Source organism: Kitasatospora sp. NPDC097643 (genome assembly GCF_040302625.1).
GTDB lineage: Bacteria > Actinomycetota > Actinomycetes > Streptomycetales > Streptomycetaceae > Kitasatospora.
In genome coordinates, this window is the sequence record NZ_JBEOSA010000043.1 from 1 (window position 1) to 16,269 (window position 16,269).

General features: G+C 69.7%; 14 protein-coding genes and 1 pseudogene. 7 read left to right on the forward strand and 8 right to left on the reverse strand.

Going from position 1 to position 16,269, the window contains the following annotated elements:
- Positions 1-4 precede the first annotated feature (4 nt).
- Positions 5-748: a hypothetical protein gene (locus ABTY15_RS25005; protein WP_350599524.1), complete on the reverse strand. Its 744-nt coding sequence runs from the start codon at positions 746-748 to the stop codon at positions 5-7.
- A 1,810-nt stretch (positions 749-2,558) separates the two neighbouring features.
- On the opposite strand from ABTY15_RS25005, the gene ABTY15_RS39850 reads away from it, so the two are divergent.
- The 5 genes from ABTY15_RS39850 (at position 2,559) to ABTY15_RS25030 (ending at position 6,781) form a co-directional block, all read left to right on the forward strand.
- Entirely contained in the window at positions 2,559-2,786 is a 228-nt protein-coding gene (locus ABTY15_RS39850) for a barstar family protein (protein WP_502893582.1), read from the forward strand.
- Between the two features lie 844 nt (positions 2,787-3,630).
- Positions 3,631-4,113, forward strand: coding sequence for a hypothetical protein (locus ABTY15_RS25015; protein ID WP_350599628.1), 483 nt, complete (start codon positions 3,631-3,633; stop codon positions 4,111-4,113).
- Between the two features lie 97 nt (positions 4,114-4,210).
- Complete coding sequence (locus ABTY15_RS25020; RefSeq protein ID WP_350599526.1) at positions 4,211-4,708, forward strand: hypothetical protein; 498 nt, start codon at positions 4,211-4,213, stop codon at positions 4,706-4,708.
- A gap of 119 nt (positions 4,709-4,827) precedes the next feature.
- Positions 4,828-6,435 carry an SMI1/KNR4 family protein gene (locus ABTY15_RS25025; RefSeq protein WP_350599531.1) on the forward strand — a complete coding sequence of 536 codons (1,608 nt, stop codon included), beginning with the start codon at positions 4,828-4,830 and terminating at the stop codon, positions 6,433-6,435.
- Between the two features lie 208 nt (positions 6,436-6,643).
- Positions 6,644-6,781, forward strand: coding sequence for a hypothetical protein (locus tag ABTY15_RS25030; RefSeq protein WP_350599534.1), 138 nt, complete (start codon positions 6,644-6,646; stop codon positions 6,779-6,781).
- A gap of 62 nt (positions 6,782-6,843) precedes the next feature.
- On the opposite strand, the gene ABTY15_RS25035 is transcribed toward ABTY15_RS25030, so the two are convergent.
- The 5 genes and pseudogenes from ABTY15_RS25035 to ABTY15_RS25055 form a co-directional block, all read right to left on the reverse strand.
- Positions 6,844-7,278, reverse strand: coding sequence for a hypothetical protein (locus tag ABTY15_RS25035; protein WP_350599536.1), 435 nt, complete (start codon positions 7,276-7,278; stop codon positions 6,844-6,846).
- Between the two features lie 116 nt (positions 7,279-7,394).
- A pseudogene (locus ABTY15_RS25040) lies at positions 7,395-7,559 on the reverse strand (suppressor of fused domain protein); the annotation flags it as partial.
- Between the two features lie 30 nt (positions 7,560-7,589).
- Positions 7,590-8,321 carry a Fic family protein gene (locus tag ABTY15_RS25045; RefSeq protein ID WP_350599538.1) on the reverse strand — a complete coding sequence of 244 codons (732 nt, stop codon included), beginning with the start codon at positions 8,319-8,321 and terminating at the stop codon, positions 7,590-7,592.
- Positions 8,311-9,060 carry a hypothetical protein gene (locus ABTY15_RS25050; RefSeq protein WP_350599540.1) on the reverse strand — a complete coding sequence of 250 codons (750 nt, stop codon included), beginning with the start codon at positions 9,058-9,060 and terminating at the stop codon, positions 8,311-8,313. Before ABTY15_RS25050 ends, ABTY15_RS25045 begins: the two co-directional genes overlap by 11 nt.
- Positions 9,061-9,308: 248 nt before the next feature.
- Positions 9,309-10,478 (reverse strand): damage-control phosphatase ARMT1 family protein, encoded by a 1,170-nt coding sequence (locus ABTY15_RS25055; protein WP_350599543.1) that lies wholly within the window; start codon positions 10,476-10,478, stop codon positions 9,309-9,311.
- A gap of 194 nt (positions 10,479-10,672) precedes the next feature.
- On the opposite strand from ABTY15_RS25055, the gene ABTY15_RS25060 reads away from it, so the two are divergent.
- Positions 10,673-11,227 (forward strand): hypothetical protein, encoded by a 555-nt coding sequence (locus ABTY15_RS25060; protein ID WP_350599546.1) that lies wholly within the window; start codon positions 10,673-10,675, stop codon positions 11,225-11,227.
- A 325-nt stretch (positions 11,228-11,552) separates the two neighbouring features.
- Here ABTY15_RS25060 and ABTY15_RS25065 read toward each other — a convergent pair whose 3' ends face one another.
- Positions 11,553-14,066: an ATP-dependent Clp protease ATP-binding subunit gene (locus ABTY15_RS25065; protein WP_350599548.1), complete on the reverse strand. Its 2,514-nt coding sequence runs from the start codon at positions 14,064-14,066 to the stop codon at positions 11,553-11,555.
- 390 nt (positions 14,067-14,456) lie between these two features.
- Positions 14,457-15,188 carry a TetR/AcrR family transcriptional regulator gene (locus ABTY15_RS25070; RefSeq protein WP_350599549.1) on the reverse strand — a complete coding sequence of 244 codons (732 nt, stop codon included), beginning with the start codon at positions 15,186-15,188 and terminating at the stop codon, positions 14,457-14,459.
- A gap of 89 nt (positions 15,189-15,277) precedes the next feature.
- On the opposite strand from ABTY15_RS25070, the gene ABTY15_RS25075 reads away from it, so the two are divergent.
- Positions 15,278-16,138 (forward strand): SDR family oxidoreductase, encoded by an 861-nt coding sequence (locus tag ABTY15_RS25075; protein WP_350599551.1) that lies wholly within the window; start codon positions 15,278-15,280, stop codon positions 16,136-16,138.
- Positions 16,139-16,269: the final 131 nt, after the last annotated feature.

The window sequence follows — 16,269 nt, forward strand, 5'->3', positions numbered from 1 at the left end:
CTCCCTATCTCTTCGTCGGTGCGGCGGGGGCGGTCGCCCATTTTCCCCCCAAAAATCCCCCGACCCTGAGGCGCGGGCGGACCGCCCACGACCTCGGAGAGTCGCCGAGCGGGGTCTGCCGCGGGCTGTGCTCGCCGTCGCAGATCCAGCTCCGCTCATCCGCGTCGAACCACCACGGCTGGGCACCCCACATCGGGTGGCCGCCGAGCAGGCGCCGGGCCAGCGGCTCGCCCCCCTCGGGAGCGCCCTGGGCGATCAGCGCCTCGGCGACAGCATCGACGGCCTCGGCAGGAGCCGAGGAGTCGCCCAGCGCCGGCAGGAGTAACAGCAGCCGGGCATGCGGATCGGTCACACCCACCGCTCCGTTCGGGGCGCGGAGGATCCCGGAGAGCTCCGGCCAGCACAGGCCCGGACCGATGCGGTCCTGGTCCGTACTGGCCAGGACGACATCGGGACTGTCCGGGCGGACCAGGAAGTAGTCCGTGCTCGTGTACTCCTCCTCGCCGCTGTCGTAGTGCACGACGATCGAGGACCCGCCCTCCAACGGGACCGTGAACACCGGCCAGGCCGACTTGTCGTGCAGGCGCTCCAGCATGGCGCCGGCATCGGCGGCGTCCACGCCGAAGGCCTCCGGCGACTCGCCCTCGTACAGGTCGATCAGGTGCGCGGCCCAGAACCCGGGCTCGTCGAGCAGGGGGAGGCCGTCCACAACGGGAGCCGAGGAGTACCAACGCCGCGCCATCGCCATGCCGCGATTCTCGCGCGCGAGGGCCCGTCCAGTTCGACTGCCCTTCGAGCTGCCTGGATGCAGACGGGACGGCTGGCGCCGTGAGGCGGGTGGGCCGTCGATTTTCCGCGGAAAATTCTCGGGCTCCGGGCGACGCTTCCGACCTGGCGGCGGCCGACCGGGTGGCAGCTCCACCTCGCGCCGGGCAGGAACCTCCGGCTGCAGAAGCAGTGCCCGCCTCGCCGAAGGGCGGCCGCCTCGCGCGCGACGCACGTCGCCGAGTACCCGCACCCGAGGGCTGGCTGTCGGCGCCCTGAATTTTCCGTGGAAAATCTGAGCTACTGCCCGCCCGCAGCGACGACCTGCTCCCCTTGATCCGGCCGGCCCGACCACTGACGGGCAAGGGCCGGTGGAGCAACCTGCCAGCAGGCCGTGGCGCAGTGCGCCGGCGGGGCCGAGATCGATTGGTGCAGTCGCACCAGAACCTCTGGGAGAGCGTCAAGAAGCGTCCCGGAATGTACGTCGGCCGAGTCGGCTTCGGAGCGGTGACGGCGTGTCCTCGACGGGTACGACCTGGCCGCCGGGGGAGTGGCGCTGGACAGGTTCAGGAGTGGTTCGTGGCGAGGCTCCCGTCCGGCTCGAACCAGGTGTGGCCGGTCCTGGTCACTGAGTTCGCCTTCCCTCATGGCCGCCTTCAGGAGCCCCGGTCACTGGGGGAGAACTGGCACGCCGTCGGTGAGCCCCTCAGACTGCTGGGCGAGTTCTTTGATCACCGCGCCGCAGCCAGGAGTTTGGCGACCAGCCCAGACTGACACACCGTGGGCGGGCACGGTCAGGCCTTCGTCTACGAGTTGCGTGGCCCTCCGGTCCGGTCCCGGGTGAGCCATCGTGTTGCCACTCGAAGCTTCCCCGGACCAGCGTGGAGGCCCTCCGAGCTCATCCAGACGTCGCCGAGTAGGAGCTGGTGGTCGCTGGATTTTCCGCGGAAAATTCCGGGCCGACCGCCTCAAGAGACCGGGGGACCGACTGCCGGTGGATCCTGGATGGGTTCGAGGGCCTCATCCGGCTCAGGTTGCTGCGGGCCGTCGGCCGGTGCGGATCGCGGCTGCGGAGCAGCTGAGTGTGCGACGTCCCGGGTGCCGCGTACGGTCTCCACCCGGCCCAACCACCCGCCGCTGAATTTTCCGCGGAAAATCCAGCCGCCCTTGGGCGGGACGCCGCGGCAGCCATCCGGATCAGCTGACCGGTATGGACCCGCCCCTGAACTGATCACCTGTCGCCCACGGGTGAAGCGGGTCCGGGTACGGATTCCGAAGTCGATCAAGGGGCCGTCATGTTCTGTGCTCGATGGCCGGGACTTTCACGGATGGCTCTGCCGCGCAGACCCGCTGGGGCAGAATGCTGGACATGACGACTTGAAGAGCACCGCTCGGACGACAGCACTGGCGCAAGGTCGGGAGCGGCTGGTCCGTTCTGGACGGTGAACGCCGGATCTGCGCCGCCTGCGGGACGCCCGTCCGCTCATACCAGTACCGCTTCTATCCGCCCGAGTCCTCCATGTTCGAGCGCTGCATCGGATTCGCCTGGTGCTCACTTTGCAGGATCTACTCCGGAAACATGGTCCACATCCCGCGGAAGCGGGTTCTGGTCGATGCCCTCGTATCCCTTGCCCCTGAGCAACGCGAGCGGCTGCTCCGTTCGGAAACGAGACTGATCGAGTTCCTGGACCGCCAGCTCAGAGGCAGGGAAGGGGACGGACAGCCCACGCCGGGAAGGCACTCCTGAAGGTCGATCAAGGTCGTAACGCTGGACGACTTCTGGCGGCTGATCGGTGAGACGATCAACGGCCGCCGAAGGCTACTTTGGCAGGAACCTCGATGCCTTCGGCGACTGCCTCAGTGGCGGTTCGGGCAGCCCGACGACGATGACCACATCGTCTAATGGCGAGATCACCTGGCGTCCCGTGACCACCTGGGATATCAGGAGAAGGTTCGTCAGCTGGGGCTGCTCCTTTCGCGATGCCATCCCACGAATCGCCCCGCTCTCAGCGAGAGGTTGACCGCGGCGCGTGATCAGCGCGGACCGACTGTCTTCGACTGGCTGGTCGAGATCTTCGAGGAGCGTGCTCCTGGGGTCTTGCGGCTTCAGTAGCCAACAGATCCCATCCACGTTGCTTCGGAGATCGGCTGGCATCGACTGACAGACCGTGGGCGGGTACTGCCAGGCCCTCGCCCACGAGCTGCATGGCCCGCCCCGGCTCTGCCCGGGGCGGGCCACTGCGTTGCCACTCGAAGCCTTCCGGGACCAGCCCGATGCGCTCCTCGGAGCGTCACCCAGACGCGATGCGGTAGGAGTTGGTCGGCGCTGGATTTTCCGCGGAAAATTCCGAGTCGACCGCCTCGCGGGACCAGGGGCCCGCGGGTCCGGGGGACCGGGAGACCGACTGGCCGGCGGGCCTGGATGGGCTCGAGCTTCCATCCGGCTCAGGTCACCACCAGCCGTCGGCCAGTGCGGCTCGCGGCTGCGGAGTGCCTGGGCTCGGGATGTCCCAGGTGCCGGGTTCGGCCTCTGCCTCTGCTCGCCACCCGCGGCTGAATTTTCCGCGGAAAATCCAGCCGCCACCGGATCGGACGCCGCGGCAGCCAGCCAGCTCACCCGACTGGCAGGGCTCCGCCCCCTGAGCCGATCACCGGCCTACGAGACCCACCAACCTCGGCTGTCACTGGATAGCTGTGCTGGAGCCCGTCATCCAGTTGGCCGTTGTGAGGGGCTGAGGAGCCGATCCGCGAGCGCAGAATTTTCCGCGGAAAATCGTGCCGTCGCCAGCCGCCGGGGGAGCCTCTGTGGGGTCCGTCCAGGAAATCGGGCTGCACCTCGCCAGGTCGGCCGGGCAGGATGGCGGGATGCCGGATCTGTTGTGGGACGACGTCAGGAACTTCTTCGACCCTGGCCTGATGGGTGCTCTGCCGGACGTGTCCGTGCCGGGTACCTCGGTCGAGGACTGGCAGGCGGTGTTCGACCTCGTCCGGTCCAGCGGGTGGACATGGGAGTACTGCGAGGGTGGTGTCGTCGCACCGCTGCCGTCTGCGGCCGAGGTGCTGTCGCGTCCCGCCGGTGCGGAGAGCGTCGATCTGAGGGTCTGGCCTGTCCCGGACGTACTGGCGATCTTCCGTCCGATGTCGGCCGAGGAGATCGATTTCGACGTCGACCTGCGCGAACTGCAGGGCCAGGTGGGAGTGGACACCCTGTGCGCTCTCCTGTGCGCGATCGGCCGCCGACTGGGCAAGCCGGTGTCCATGACCGCGGAGGGCGACTACGGATATCCGGTGCTCGGGTTCGACCCCACGGCCGACCAAGCGGTGCTTCTGGCAGATCCTCTCGGTTGAACCGTCCGGCGCACCGAAGCGGGATTCGGAAGAAGGTGTGGCCGCGGAGCACGGCGAACAGGACGTCGCCCCTGCGCTGCCCTGATTGGATGGCGCCATGATCACAGGCACTCACCCGGAATCCGGCCTGACGAAGAGCACCTGGAGCGACGCGGACTTCGACGAGATGGGGTGGCACGAGGTCACCATCCACGGGCTCTGCGTTCAGCCGGGCGCCTCCGACGACTCGCTGCCGCGCCTGCTGCTGGACATCGACTACATCGTCCGTTGGGTGCATCCGGTCGCGCCGGAGACGCACTTCAGCCTCTGGATCGCGCCGTCCACGCTCGTCTTCGAGGATGTCTGGGACCTCGAGGGCGACCTCGACTTCAAGGGCATGGCGGTGAGTCTCGACATCGACCACCTTCGACGCTCGACCCCGGAGGACGCCCGCGGTGGCCCGCAGTGGCACATCGAGGGCCACTCCTTCGATCTCAGGTTCCGGGCCACAGGATTCCACCAGTACCTTCGACAGGAGCCCCAGCTCTCGCCGCGGCTTCTCCTCACCCACGGTCAGCGGGGAGGGCTCTCCTTCGCGGAGACCGCCTTCGCCTGAGGTTCGGCTCTGTGCGCCGCGTGTCAGGCCGACGAAAGGCGCGTGGCCCCCTCGCCGACCGTCGTCGCCATGGCCGTCAGGATGATCACCCAGCAGTGCCGACAGAACGGGAGCAGACCATGGCCGAGTTGGTGGAGCAGGGCGTTGCGCGGGTGGCCGAGAAACTCAGGGCGACCGCACCCGAAGGATGGACGGAGGCGGTGCAGGTCAGCGCCCAAGGCCTGTTCGGCCTGGGCATCTCCACGGAGTACGCCATCCCCGGAGTGGAGCCGCAGCCGCTCCACGCGACCCAGGTGATCGAGCTGGCCGGAACCTTCCAGGACCTGAAGGACGTGACGGCGGCGGTGGGCGCGGCCCGCGGCTGGGAGCGCACCAGGCTGGAGATACGGTGCCGGCCGTCCGGGGAGTTCGATCTGCTCGCGACCCGGGAGACCGTATTCCGGCAGTACGAACATCCGGGCTTCCTGGCCGTCCTGGATCACGACTACCGGCTGCCCGTTCCGGGTTTCGCCCAGGAGGAGGGCACCGCCGCCCCAACTGGCGATCCCGACCTGGCGGTCGCCCGGTTCCGGGCCTACCTGGAGCGGCGTGCCGACATCCTGGGACGTCCCGAGAAGCTGCCACCGCCCGTGACCACCACGGCGCTCGACGACGCCGAGCGCCGACTCGGCCGGCCGCTGCCCGCCGACCTGCGTGCGCTCTACCTGATCGCCGACGGCAGCGGGGACGAAGCGCCCGATCTCTTCGGCGACCTCCGCTGGCTGCCACTGGAGCGCCTGGCTGCCGCCAATGAGCACGACCGGGACGCGGATTGGTCCGGCTGGGAGAGTTCCTGGAACTCGGTCGTGCTCGACGCCGACCCGCTCGACACCGTCCGCCGCTGCCGGCAGCACCCGGGCTGGCTCCCGTTCGCCACCGCCGATGACGGCAACTGCCTGGCGGTCGACATGTCCCCGGCGCCGGCCGGTCGCCCCGGCCAGGTGATCCAGTACGGCGACGACTACGACGACGGGCCGCGCTACGTCTGCGACTCCGTCACCGCACTCCTCGCCCGCTACCTGGAACTGCTGGAGCAAGGTGCCTACGAGGTGGAGGAGGACGTGGTCGGACAGCTCGAATTCACGGAAGACCCTCGCGAACCCGGCTTCGACCCCGAGCTGCGAATCGACGGGGTTCCCCTCGACGTCCCACCCGGCCTCCAGGCCGTCCTGATCCATTCCGATGGCCCCGCCGGCGCTCTGGACCTCGCCCCGTTCACGGCCGCTCCCCACCTGCGGCGACTCGAACTCGGGCGCCGCCCTGTCGCTGATCTGTCCCCGCTTCGGGCTCTGCCCGTCGAGTCCCTGGGCGTCACCCTGCACGGTGGCGACCTCGCACCGCTCGAAGGCCACCGGTACCTGACCTCCCTCGGCCTCGCCACCTCCGCCCCGATCGACATCACTCCGCTGCGAACCATCCCGAACCTGCGCTGCCTGGACCTCTCCCAGGCCGAGGTCCGGGACCTGACCGCGCTCGCCGACTTCCCCGACCTGCGCTACCTGGCCCTCACCGGGAGCCAGTGGGCCGCCCTGCTGGACCAGGGCGAGCTCCCGCCCACCCTGGCGGCTGCCCGTCTGGCCGAGGCAGACGCATCCCGCTGCGAGGCACTGTCCTGGGCAGAACGACTCGGCCTGGCCGCCGGCGAGCCGTTCTCCGTCACTGGCACTCTCGGTCTTGACGGAGAGTGAGATCGGCCGCGACCGATGGCCGTCACCGTCCCCGGGGGCATCGCTACGGCGGCGGAGGGGGTTCACAGATCTGACCGACCACTGAGGGATCGCGAGTTGACCGGGTTGCCCGTGCGGCGGCGCCAAGCTGAGTATCCGTACTCAGGACCCGCTGCCGGGCTGTCGGGACACTGTTGGCAGTACCTGTGGGGGTGGGGGAGGGGGACACGTGGGAGAAACGGACGCCGGGCCGCCCTGTGGCCTCATGGCGATGCTGGGGGCCGTGCCGTTCGCACTGGTCGGCTTCCTCGTGCTGCTGTTCGTCGTGGGTTGGTCCCGCTTTCGGCGCTGGCGGTCCGGCGGCTGACCGGGGTCCCGGACATGCGCGGCGACCTACCTCTGCGGCGCGGGCCCTGACGGTGTGATCATCTACTGCCGCTCGTCGATCAGTGCCGTCTGAAAGGCCGGAAGCGGGTCGCCGTCCGTACCGCGGCCGGGCATCTCCAGCTTCACCACCGCGCCGGCGGCGATGACGCTCATGACCGGCACCGGCAAGGCGGCCGGCCAGCGACCGGCAAGGGCGCCCTCCCGCAGCCGCCGGGCGAAGGCGCCCGTGCAGCCTCGAAGGCTCTGCCCGCTGTCCCCGCGTGCCTGGTCCACCGAACACCAACCGCCTCCCGCGATCACCTCACGCATGATGTGCCGGGCCCGGGGCGGCAGGCTCTCGTAGTAGGCGCGTGCGAGCTCCGGTGTCCAGCGGTCGTCCGGCTCGGCGGACACCGACGCTCCGGGCAGGGCGGCGAGGGCGAGCAGCCTCTCCAGCGCTTCGGGAGTCGGGTCCTCAACGGTGATCGTGATCTTCATGCCGAACAACGTTTCACGCTCAAGGGCGTGAACACAAAAGACCGCGATAAACGTACGAGCGTGTCGAGGCGGACATCCGGGAGACACCGGGAGCCACCGGGATCCGGAGATCGGGCTCAGACCACCGACGCCCTGAAGGGATCGGTGGGAACGATCCCTGCCTCGTCGAAGAGCTGTTCCAGCGCCTCGTGTCCGTGCTCCCCGCGGAACTCGATCTCGGCGGTGGTCACCGGCAAGGCCCACAGGATGCGGGCGTGTCCCGCAGGCAGCGGGCAGTGCTCAAGACCGGGTCCGTGGAGAGATGAACGCGCTCACGTGCGAGGAGTCTCTCCGGCGCCACGTCCCTGGGGCGAGCGGTGATCACCCGGGGACTGCGGTGATACCGGAGCCCGCTGCGGCCTTCCACAGCCCATGGCAGGGGCGGCGGCCCGGCGACGGGACGCGCAGATGAGGACTGCGACCAGGGCTGCGAGGTCTGCGCTGCCGGCCGGGTCGTCCGCGTACCGAGTGGTCTGCAAGGGAGCCACTTGGTCAAGCCGTACTCCGTCGAGGTCCAGGACATAGGCCAGCGTCAGCAGTGCCAAGCGCGCGTTCCCGTCCGGGAAGGGATGGAAGAAGGCCACGTCGAGATACGCCCTGGCTGCGCGGGCTGCCAGGGGAAGCGTCGGGTCGGTGCTCTGCCGCAGGCAGCGGGCGAAGTCCCGCCACGTGGATGGCGTGAGCCCGTAGCGCTCGCGGCCGCCTTTCGCGAAAGCATCGCCGTCCCGGAAGGTGACCTCAGATCTGCCAAGGACGATCCGCTGCCAGTTTACGAGAAGGGCCGGAGTGAGGGCGCGTCGGTGAGCGGCGTCGGCGCGGGCCAAGGCGTTCGCGTCCAGCAACCGGTCGGCGCGTTGCGGGCACCGGTGCCGGACCTCGCCGTCGAACCAGCTTGTGAGCCCGTCGACGGCCGGTTCCAGGGGAACCTGGGTCCCGGCACCGGCCAACGCCCAGTCAATCCCTTCCCGGACCGTGCACCAGACGGCGAGGGAGTCAGTAGTCACGGTACGGCCGGTGCCCGGTCACACCGAACGCGAGATCCTCACCGACGGCGTCGACCAGGCCGGAACTCGGCACGGCCCAGCTCTCGAAGCGCCCGCCGATAGCGCCCTTCACCACCTGGCCCGCTTCCTCCCCTTCCAGGCCCGCCGAGGAGAGGTACCACGTCAGCACGCGTTCACAGAGCCCGTGCCAGCCGCTCTCGGCACACGTCCGGTCCACGGCCAGGGTCACCAGCCGGGTTGCTGCTCGCTGGACGTGCCAGCTGCGGTCCTCCGCGTCCGCACCGGCTGCCGGAGCGAGTTCGGCGAAGCGCTCGGCCAGTTCCTCCAGCCAGTCGCGCCACTCCAGGAGGGAGGCCACGACGATGGCGGTCGCGGACTCGGGGCCGTCCCGCAGCGAATGGGAGGGACAGCACCAGCTCTGGACGACGCCGCCGCCACCGCCCTCGCCGACCGCCCAGTGCCATCCGCAGGCCCACCGGCCGTAGCGGTCGACCAGGAGGTCTGTCACCTGGTTGACGAAGTCGTACCGGTTCGTCAGGTACGCGTCGCCAGCGGGAACCACGGCGCGAATCAGCGCCGTGACCTGTGCCTCCTCATCACTGCTCCAGGTGAAGGCGTGACGGTCGGGGTCAACGGCGGACCATGGCAGCAGGCGCGGGATCAGGTCCCAGTTGATGGACGTGGCGTTCCTCCGATAATCCGTCCCGTCGGTGCAACCGGCCGATGCTGGCAGGTCCACGCGCTCCTGTCATCTGAATATCCAGCGAGTCCCATCTCTGTTGATCACGGTGACGAGTCAGCCCACGCCGGCAGTTCGCCCTCGAGGTGAGTCGGCGAAGGGAACTGAGCACATTCGCTTGTCCGTAGTTGGGCACCTTTCCCTGTCCGACGACGCATCACTCACCGCGCGATCATCCCGGAGCACCACCAGCCGCACACGGCCCGGTGGCCGGGTGGCTGGGCGGCCGGTGGCCCGGTCTTCCCGGATCACGGGCGGAGACTGACCTGGACGAGTGCGTGGCGGCCGTTGGTCCGCCACGGAGTTCCGGAACCGTCGAGCCGGCCGAGCTGGCCGGCCTCGAGGCCGACGATCACATCCGACTTCAGCGTCCGCAACGCCGCGACGGCCGACGGGAAGTGGCCCGCTGCCTCGCTGAACAGGGTGGTCGGCGGCCAGAGCCGATCGCCCACCAGGCGGCGGTAGTTGAGGTCGCCCTTGAGGATCGTCATCGCCGCGCCGGTGAACTCGGCCCGGAGGTCGGCCGGTAGATCGTGGAACGGCAACGGCGCACAGAAGAACGGGTGCGTCCGGACGACGAGCACGCCGCTGTCCATCGCGCGCCACAACCGCTCGCCGCTCGCCCGGGCGGCCTTCGCGGACGCGGCCCGCAGACGTTCGACGGCCGCGAGGACATCGGCCATCGTCGCGTCCGACACGTAGTACGGCCACGGCTTCACGTACAGGACGACCTGCGCCGCCAGGCCGACGTCCAGGAGGTGGTCGATCAGCACCAGGTCCGGCAGCAGCTCCCGGCCGGCGTTGTCCGCGACGACACAGACCCGCCCGCCCCTGACCCGCTCCAACTCGGCCCACAGCAGCGCACTGTCGTCGGCGACCAGATCGGACGACGCGGTCGATCCGCCGCTCTCCGCAGTGATCTGGAAGCTCAGATCAGCGCGGTTGCCCCACAACGCGGACGACAGCAGCGCCTCCGCCCGCCGCGCCACCGGCAACTCCTCGAGCCCACCGAGCGCCGCCAACTCCTCGTCCACCGCCGCCCCGGCCAACTCGGCGTTCTTGAACGGCGCGAACGGATCGACCCCCTGCCAGGCACCGGGCCGGAAGTACCCGGTCGCGTCGAGCAGCCGGCGGTAGAAGTAGCTCTCCGCCCAGAGGAACGGCGCCTCACCCCACGGCCGTCCCCACAACCCCTCACCCCACTCCGCCCACTGGGCGGCATCCGGCAACTCCGCACCCAGCGGCTCCAGCACACCGGTGGTGCTCTCTGCCAGCAGCCGCCGGACCGCCTCCCGCTCGGCCGGGCCGTACGGCAGCGCGTCGAGGACCTGCTGGACGAGCCTGGGGTGGCGCTCGTGGAAGACGCCCCAGGCGAAGGACCTCGGGGCGTCGCTGCGGATCACGGGTGCGGTCGACATGGTGGGAGCTCGTCTCTCTCGCGTCAGCAGTGGGCGCCCGGCCCGCCACCGACCTCGCCAGGGCCACCGGCGCACGTACGGGCGATGACCGCCGAGTCGGAGGAGGGCCGGGCCAGCGCCACCACCGACACGAACACGGCCGGGGCTTGAGCGTAAGCTCTCGCAGTGGATCAAGGCAGCCAGGAGAGGAACCCATGGGCCAGAAAGTCATCCGCTTCTCGGACCTGACCGGCAAGCACGTCGAAGACGACGCCCAGCTGGTCCGCATCGTCGTCCGGGAACACCCCGGCCTCGAAGACGGCCCGGTCGAGATCGAGGCGCTCGCCGAGGAGCTGTCCGCCGTGGAGGAGCTGGCGCTCGACCTGGTGACGTTCGAGCTCCACCACCCGGACGCGGACGAGCCCCGGACCGTCGTCATGGAGACCGAGGCCTTCAACCGGCTGGCGTCCGCCGGCCCCATGGCCGACGTGCTGCGCGGCGCCAAGCGGGTGCCTCGTGCCATCCCCGGCCAGGCCCAGCCGGTCGCGGCCAAGGACCGCGTCAACTACGCCAGCCTGGAGCACGCCGGCAAGCCCCACAAGGGCCGCACCACCGACGCCGAGAAGCAGCTCGTCCAGCAGCACCTGGACCAGATCAACGAGCAGCTCGCCGCCGGCGGCATCCGCACCATCGACCTGACGAACCCGGACCACGTGGCGAAGTACGGTCTCGAGGCCCTGGCCGAGGAGCGCGGCGCCACGCTGGGATAGGCGCCTCCAAGCCGCGTAGGCAGGTCGGGCGCCGGACTGGTCAGCAGCAGGTCGGCGATGTCGTGGCCTGACTCTGCCAGTAGGGCCGAGTCATTGCCTGCACACCGCAGAGAGCCCCCTACAGACAGGTTGCGAGGGGGTCTCTGCGGGAACCATTTGCGCCGGTATCGGTTCACTTCGAGGGCTGGGCACCGTGGTCGTCTTGGAGCATATGGCGACGTTCCTGTTCGCGCTTGGAGTAGGCGGCTGCACGGATCGCCTCGTCCCCTGGCGGCGACGCTGTCCACCCCCGCCTCATGATGAAAGAAATCCCAGTTCAGATGGGCTACTCCGCCGAACTTGCTGTGTTCGGCTCCGCCTGGTCCGCGCCGCCCGAGGCGGCCGCCGGACCGAGAGTCAGTGCCAGCTCGCCGTCCTTGACATCGGCGATGACGGTGTCGCCCGGATTGACCGAGCCGCTGAGCAGCATGTTCGAAAGGCGGTTGTCGAGCTCCGTCTGGATGGTGCGGCGCAGCGGCCGGGCTCCGAACTCGGGCTGGTAGCCACGGTTGGCCAGCCACTCCTTGGCGGTCTCGGTGACCTCGAGCTTGATCTGCTGGGCGTGGAGCCTGCGCCGGCTGCGTTCCAGCAACAGGTCGACGATGCGCACCAGGTCCGCCCGGGTCAGGGCGTGGAAGACGATGATCTCGTCGATGCGGTTGAGGAACTCGGGCCGGAAGTGCGCCTGCAGTTCGGCCATCAGGTCATCCCTGATGTCCTCGACCGCCCCCTGGTGGTCCAGGATGCGCTTGGAGGCGATGTTGCTGGTCATGATGACCACGGTCTGCCGGAAGTCGATCGTCCGTCCCTGGGCGTCGGTGAGCCGTCCGTCGTCCAGCACCTGTAGCAGCAGGTTGAAGACGTCCGGGTGGGCCTTTTCGACCTCGTCGAACAGCACGACGCTGTACGGCTTGCGGCGCACCGCCTCGGTGAGTTGCCCGGCCTCCTCGTAGCCGACGTATCCGGGAGGGGAGCCGACGAGCCGGGAGACGGTGTGCTTCTCCTGGAACTCGCTCATGTCGAAGCGGACCATCCGGTCGGAGTCTCCGAAGAGCAGTTCCGCAAGTGCCTTGGCCAGTTCCGTCTTGCCGACTCCCGTGGGTCCGAGGAAGAGGAAGCTGCCGGTGGGCCGGTCGGGGTCTCCCATGCCCGCCCGGCCGCGGCGCACGGCCTGGGACACGGCGGTGACCGCCTCGTCCTGGCCGACCACCCGCTCGTGCAGGGCCTCTTCGAGCTTCGTGAGCCGCTCGCGCTCGGTCTCGGTGAGCTGGGAGACGGGAATGCCGGTGCGCGCGGAGAGCACATCGGCGATGTCCTCGGCAGTCACACTCCCGGCCTCTTCCCGCTCCCCGTCGACCCCGGCGAGCTCCTGCTCCACCTGCCGGATCTGCTCCTTGAGCTGTGCGGCGCGTTCGTAGTCCTCGGTGCTGACGGCCTCGTCCTTCTCCCTGCGCAGCTTGGTGAGGCGGTCCTCGAGGCTCGCGGTCCCGGTCGGGGCACCGAGGCCGCGCAGTCCCACGCGTGCTCCGGCCTGGTCCATGAGGTCGATCGCCTTGTCGGGCAGGAACCGGTCGGTGATGTAGCGGTCGGACAGGGCGGCCGCGGCGTCCAAGGCCTCGTCCGTGTAACGGACCTGGTGGTGGGCTTCGTAGGAGTCGCGAAGCCCGTTCAGGATCTCGACCGTCTCCTCGACGGTGGGTTCGCGCACCATGACCGGCTGGAAGCGCCGTTCGAGCGCGGCGTCCTTCTCGATGTACCGGCGGTACTCGTCGATGGTGGTGGCGCCGACCACGCTGAGGTCGCCCCGGGCGAGCGCGGGCTTGAGAATGTTGCCGGCGTCCATGGCACCCTCGCCGCCTCCGCCGGCGCCGACGACCGTGTGCAGTTCGTCGATGAACACGATGATGCCGCTCTTGGCCGCCGTGACCTCGTCGATCACCTTCTTCAGCCGCTCCTCGAACTCTCCCCGGTACTTGGATCCGGCGACCAGACCGGCCATGTCGAGGCTGACGACGCGGCGGTTGCGCAGGGCCTTCGGGACCTCTTCGGCGACGATCCGCTGCGCCAGTCCTTCGACGATGGCGGTCTTGCCGACGCCGGGATCGCCGATGAGCACGGGGTTGTTCTTGGTACGCCGGGAAAGGACCTCCACGGTCTGCTCGATCTCCTCCGCCCGGCCGATCACCGGGTCGAGATGCCCGTTGCGGGCCTCCTCGGTGAGGTCCCGGCCGTACTCGTCCAGGGTCGGGGTGTCGCTGTTCCTGCCCGACGTCCCCTCCCGGCCGGCTCCGCCGCCCCTCAGCGCACCCGGGGAAACCCCCTCGGACCCCAGCGTCTGCGCGAGACCGGAACGCGGATCCTCCAGCAGCGCGGCGAGGATGTGCTCCGGACCGATGTACGAGGAACCCGTCGTCCGGGAGCGCGCGTGGGCGGCGAGCAGGGCACGCTTCGCCGCGGGAGTGAGACCGGGCTCCCCGGTGCCGGTGCCGGTGGGAAGGTTCTCCTGTAGGTCCGCAGCCAGCTGGTCCGGATCGGCGCCCGCCTGCTCCAGCACCTGCCGGGCGGCCGGCACCTGCGTGGCGGCCCACAGCAGGTGCACGGTGTCGAGATCGGACCCGTCCTGGGCCGCCCGGCCGCTTGCCGCCGCCAGCAGCTCGTGCGAGGAATCACTGAGCAGTCGCCCGATGGGCACGCGCTGCACGGCTGGCGGCGAGGTTGCCGGACTCATGCCGAAGAAGCGGTTGAAGAGATCGGAGAACGGGTCGCCGGACCCGAAGGGCGAAGTTGTCACAAGGACCATCCCGTCCGGCGGGCGGCACAGCGGCTGTGCGCAGCCTGCCGTAGTCGAATTGCCGGTACACGGCCATTCTTCGCCGGGTCGTCCCGGCGTGCGAACGCAGTAGGTGAGTGACGGACGTCCTGGGTAGAGCCGCAGATGTCACAGGCGATCGGGCACGAGGAGGCGTGGCAGGCGCTGAGCTTGGCGTTTAACCTCGCTGGTCACTCGACTGGCTGAGATGCATGGGATCCGGGGGCACACGACGCGGCCGTTCTTCACGCTTCGAGATGTCGAGTCATGAAGCACGAGAGAACGGCCGCAGGCCCAGGTGCCGGATGAGTCCGGCCTCGCGCAGTTCGGCCAGTGCGCCGAAGCGTAGGTTCAACCTGCACGAGGGCGCCTGACGCGCGATCAGGCATGCAGAGCGCCACCGTCTGCTGCAAGGCGGGTGAGCCACTCGCGCAGCAGGTGCTGCTCGGCGTCGCTCAGAACATCGGCATCGTCGGGGAGAGCGGCGCGCAGCGCGCGCGCCGCCGCGGCGGCGGGGCCGGTCTCCGCGGCGGGGACCGTCGGTTCGGCGCGAGTGATAGCGGCAACCATGGCCTCGCGGAGGGTGGTCAGCAGCGCCGGATTGCGGCGGTCTGCCGGGGTGGAGTGCCAGGTGATGACCGCGCCCTGGCCGGTTGCCTGGATGATCTGGGCGGCCAGCTCCTCGTCGACCCGCAGCCACCCCCCGGCCGCCAGCCGACGCACCCGCCCATGGAGGATCTCCAGGCCCGCGCGGTGTGCCACGTCCGATCCCTGGCCGGTGGCCCGGTTCATCACCGCGAACAACTCCGGGCGGGAGACCCCGAACTCGACCACCATGTCCCAGCCGCGGCGCAGCTCCTCCACCGGGTCCTGCGGGGCGGGCTCGAGCTGCGCGCGCTTTCTCTCTAGGAATTGCGCGTAGCCGTGCTCGGCGACGGCCTCAAGGAGCCCGTCCTTGTCTCCGAAGAGGCGGTAGATCGCAGGCGGCTGCATGCCGGCCGCGGCGGCGACCGCGCGGGTGCTCACGGCGTCAGGGCCGCCGTTCTCCAGCAGCTCGACGGCCGCCTCGACGATGCGGCGCCGAGGGCTGTCGGTGGTGTCGCGCGTAGCCATGAACCGATGGTACCGAGGATTTGGTTCCGCCGGAATTTCCAGTGTTACCATTGAAGTGATTCCACTGGAAACCGTGTTGGGAGTACCCAATGATCATCGTGACCGGAGCTACCGGAAAGCTCGGCCGCCGCACCGTCGAGCGCCTCCTGGAGCGCGTCCCCGCCGACCGCGTCGGCGTCAGCGTCCGCGATCCCCGCAAGGCCCAGGACCTCGCCGACCGCGGCGTCCGCGTCCGACAGGGCAGCTTCGACGACCCTGCCTCGCTCGTGCACTCCTTCGAGGGCGCCGAGCAACTGCTCCTCGTCTCCCTCGACCGCACGGGCCAGGAGTGCGTGGCCGGCCACCGCGTCGCCATCGACGCCGCCGTGCAGGCCGGCGTCGGACGCATCCTCTACACCAGCCAGATGGGCGCCGCCCACGACGCCCGGTTCCAGGCATGCCGCGACCACGCCCAGACCGAGGACCTGTTGCGCGCCACCAGCCTGCCCTGGACCGCGCTGCGCAACGGCTTCTACGCCTCCAGCGCCCTGCAGTTCCTGGAGTCCGCCCGCCACGCCGGCGACATCGCCCTCCCCGCCGACGGCCCCGTCGCCTGGACCGGCCACGACGACCTCGCCGACGCCACCGCTGCAATCCTCGCCCAGGAGGCCCGCTTCGAGGGGCCCACCCCGCCGCTCACCGGCCCGGCTGCGCTCGATTTCGACACCGTCGCCGAGATCGCGACCCGGACCACCGGACGGCCCTTCACTCGCACCGTCATCCCCGACGACGCCTTCCGCGAGCAGGTCCTGGCGCACGGCGCCCCGGCCCCGATCGCCGACCTCATGCTGAGCATCTTCGCAGCGGCGCGGAACGGCGAGTTCACCGCCGTCGACTCGACGCTCGCCGAGCTGATCGGGCGAGAGCCCGCTACCTTCGGCTCCCTGCTTGAGCGTGCCTGGGCCGAATAGATCCGGTGCGACGCGCAGAAGGCGCGGGTCCGCATGGACGCACCCGGCGAAGAGCAGTGACAGCGTCGGAATCATCCTGGATACCCCCGTTCCCGTTCACGGGCTGAGCCCGCGCGAGCCCCACAAGCTGA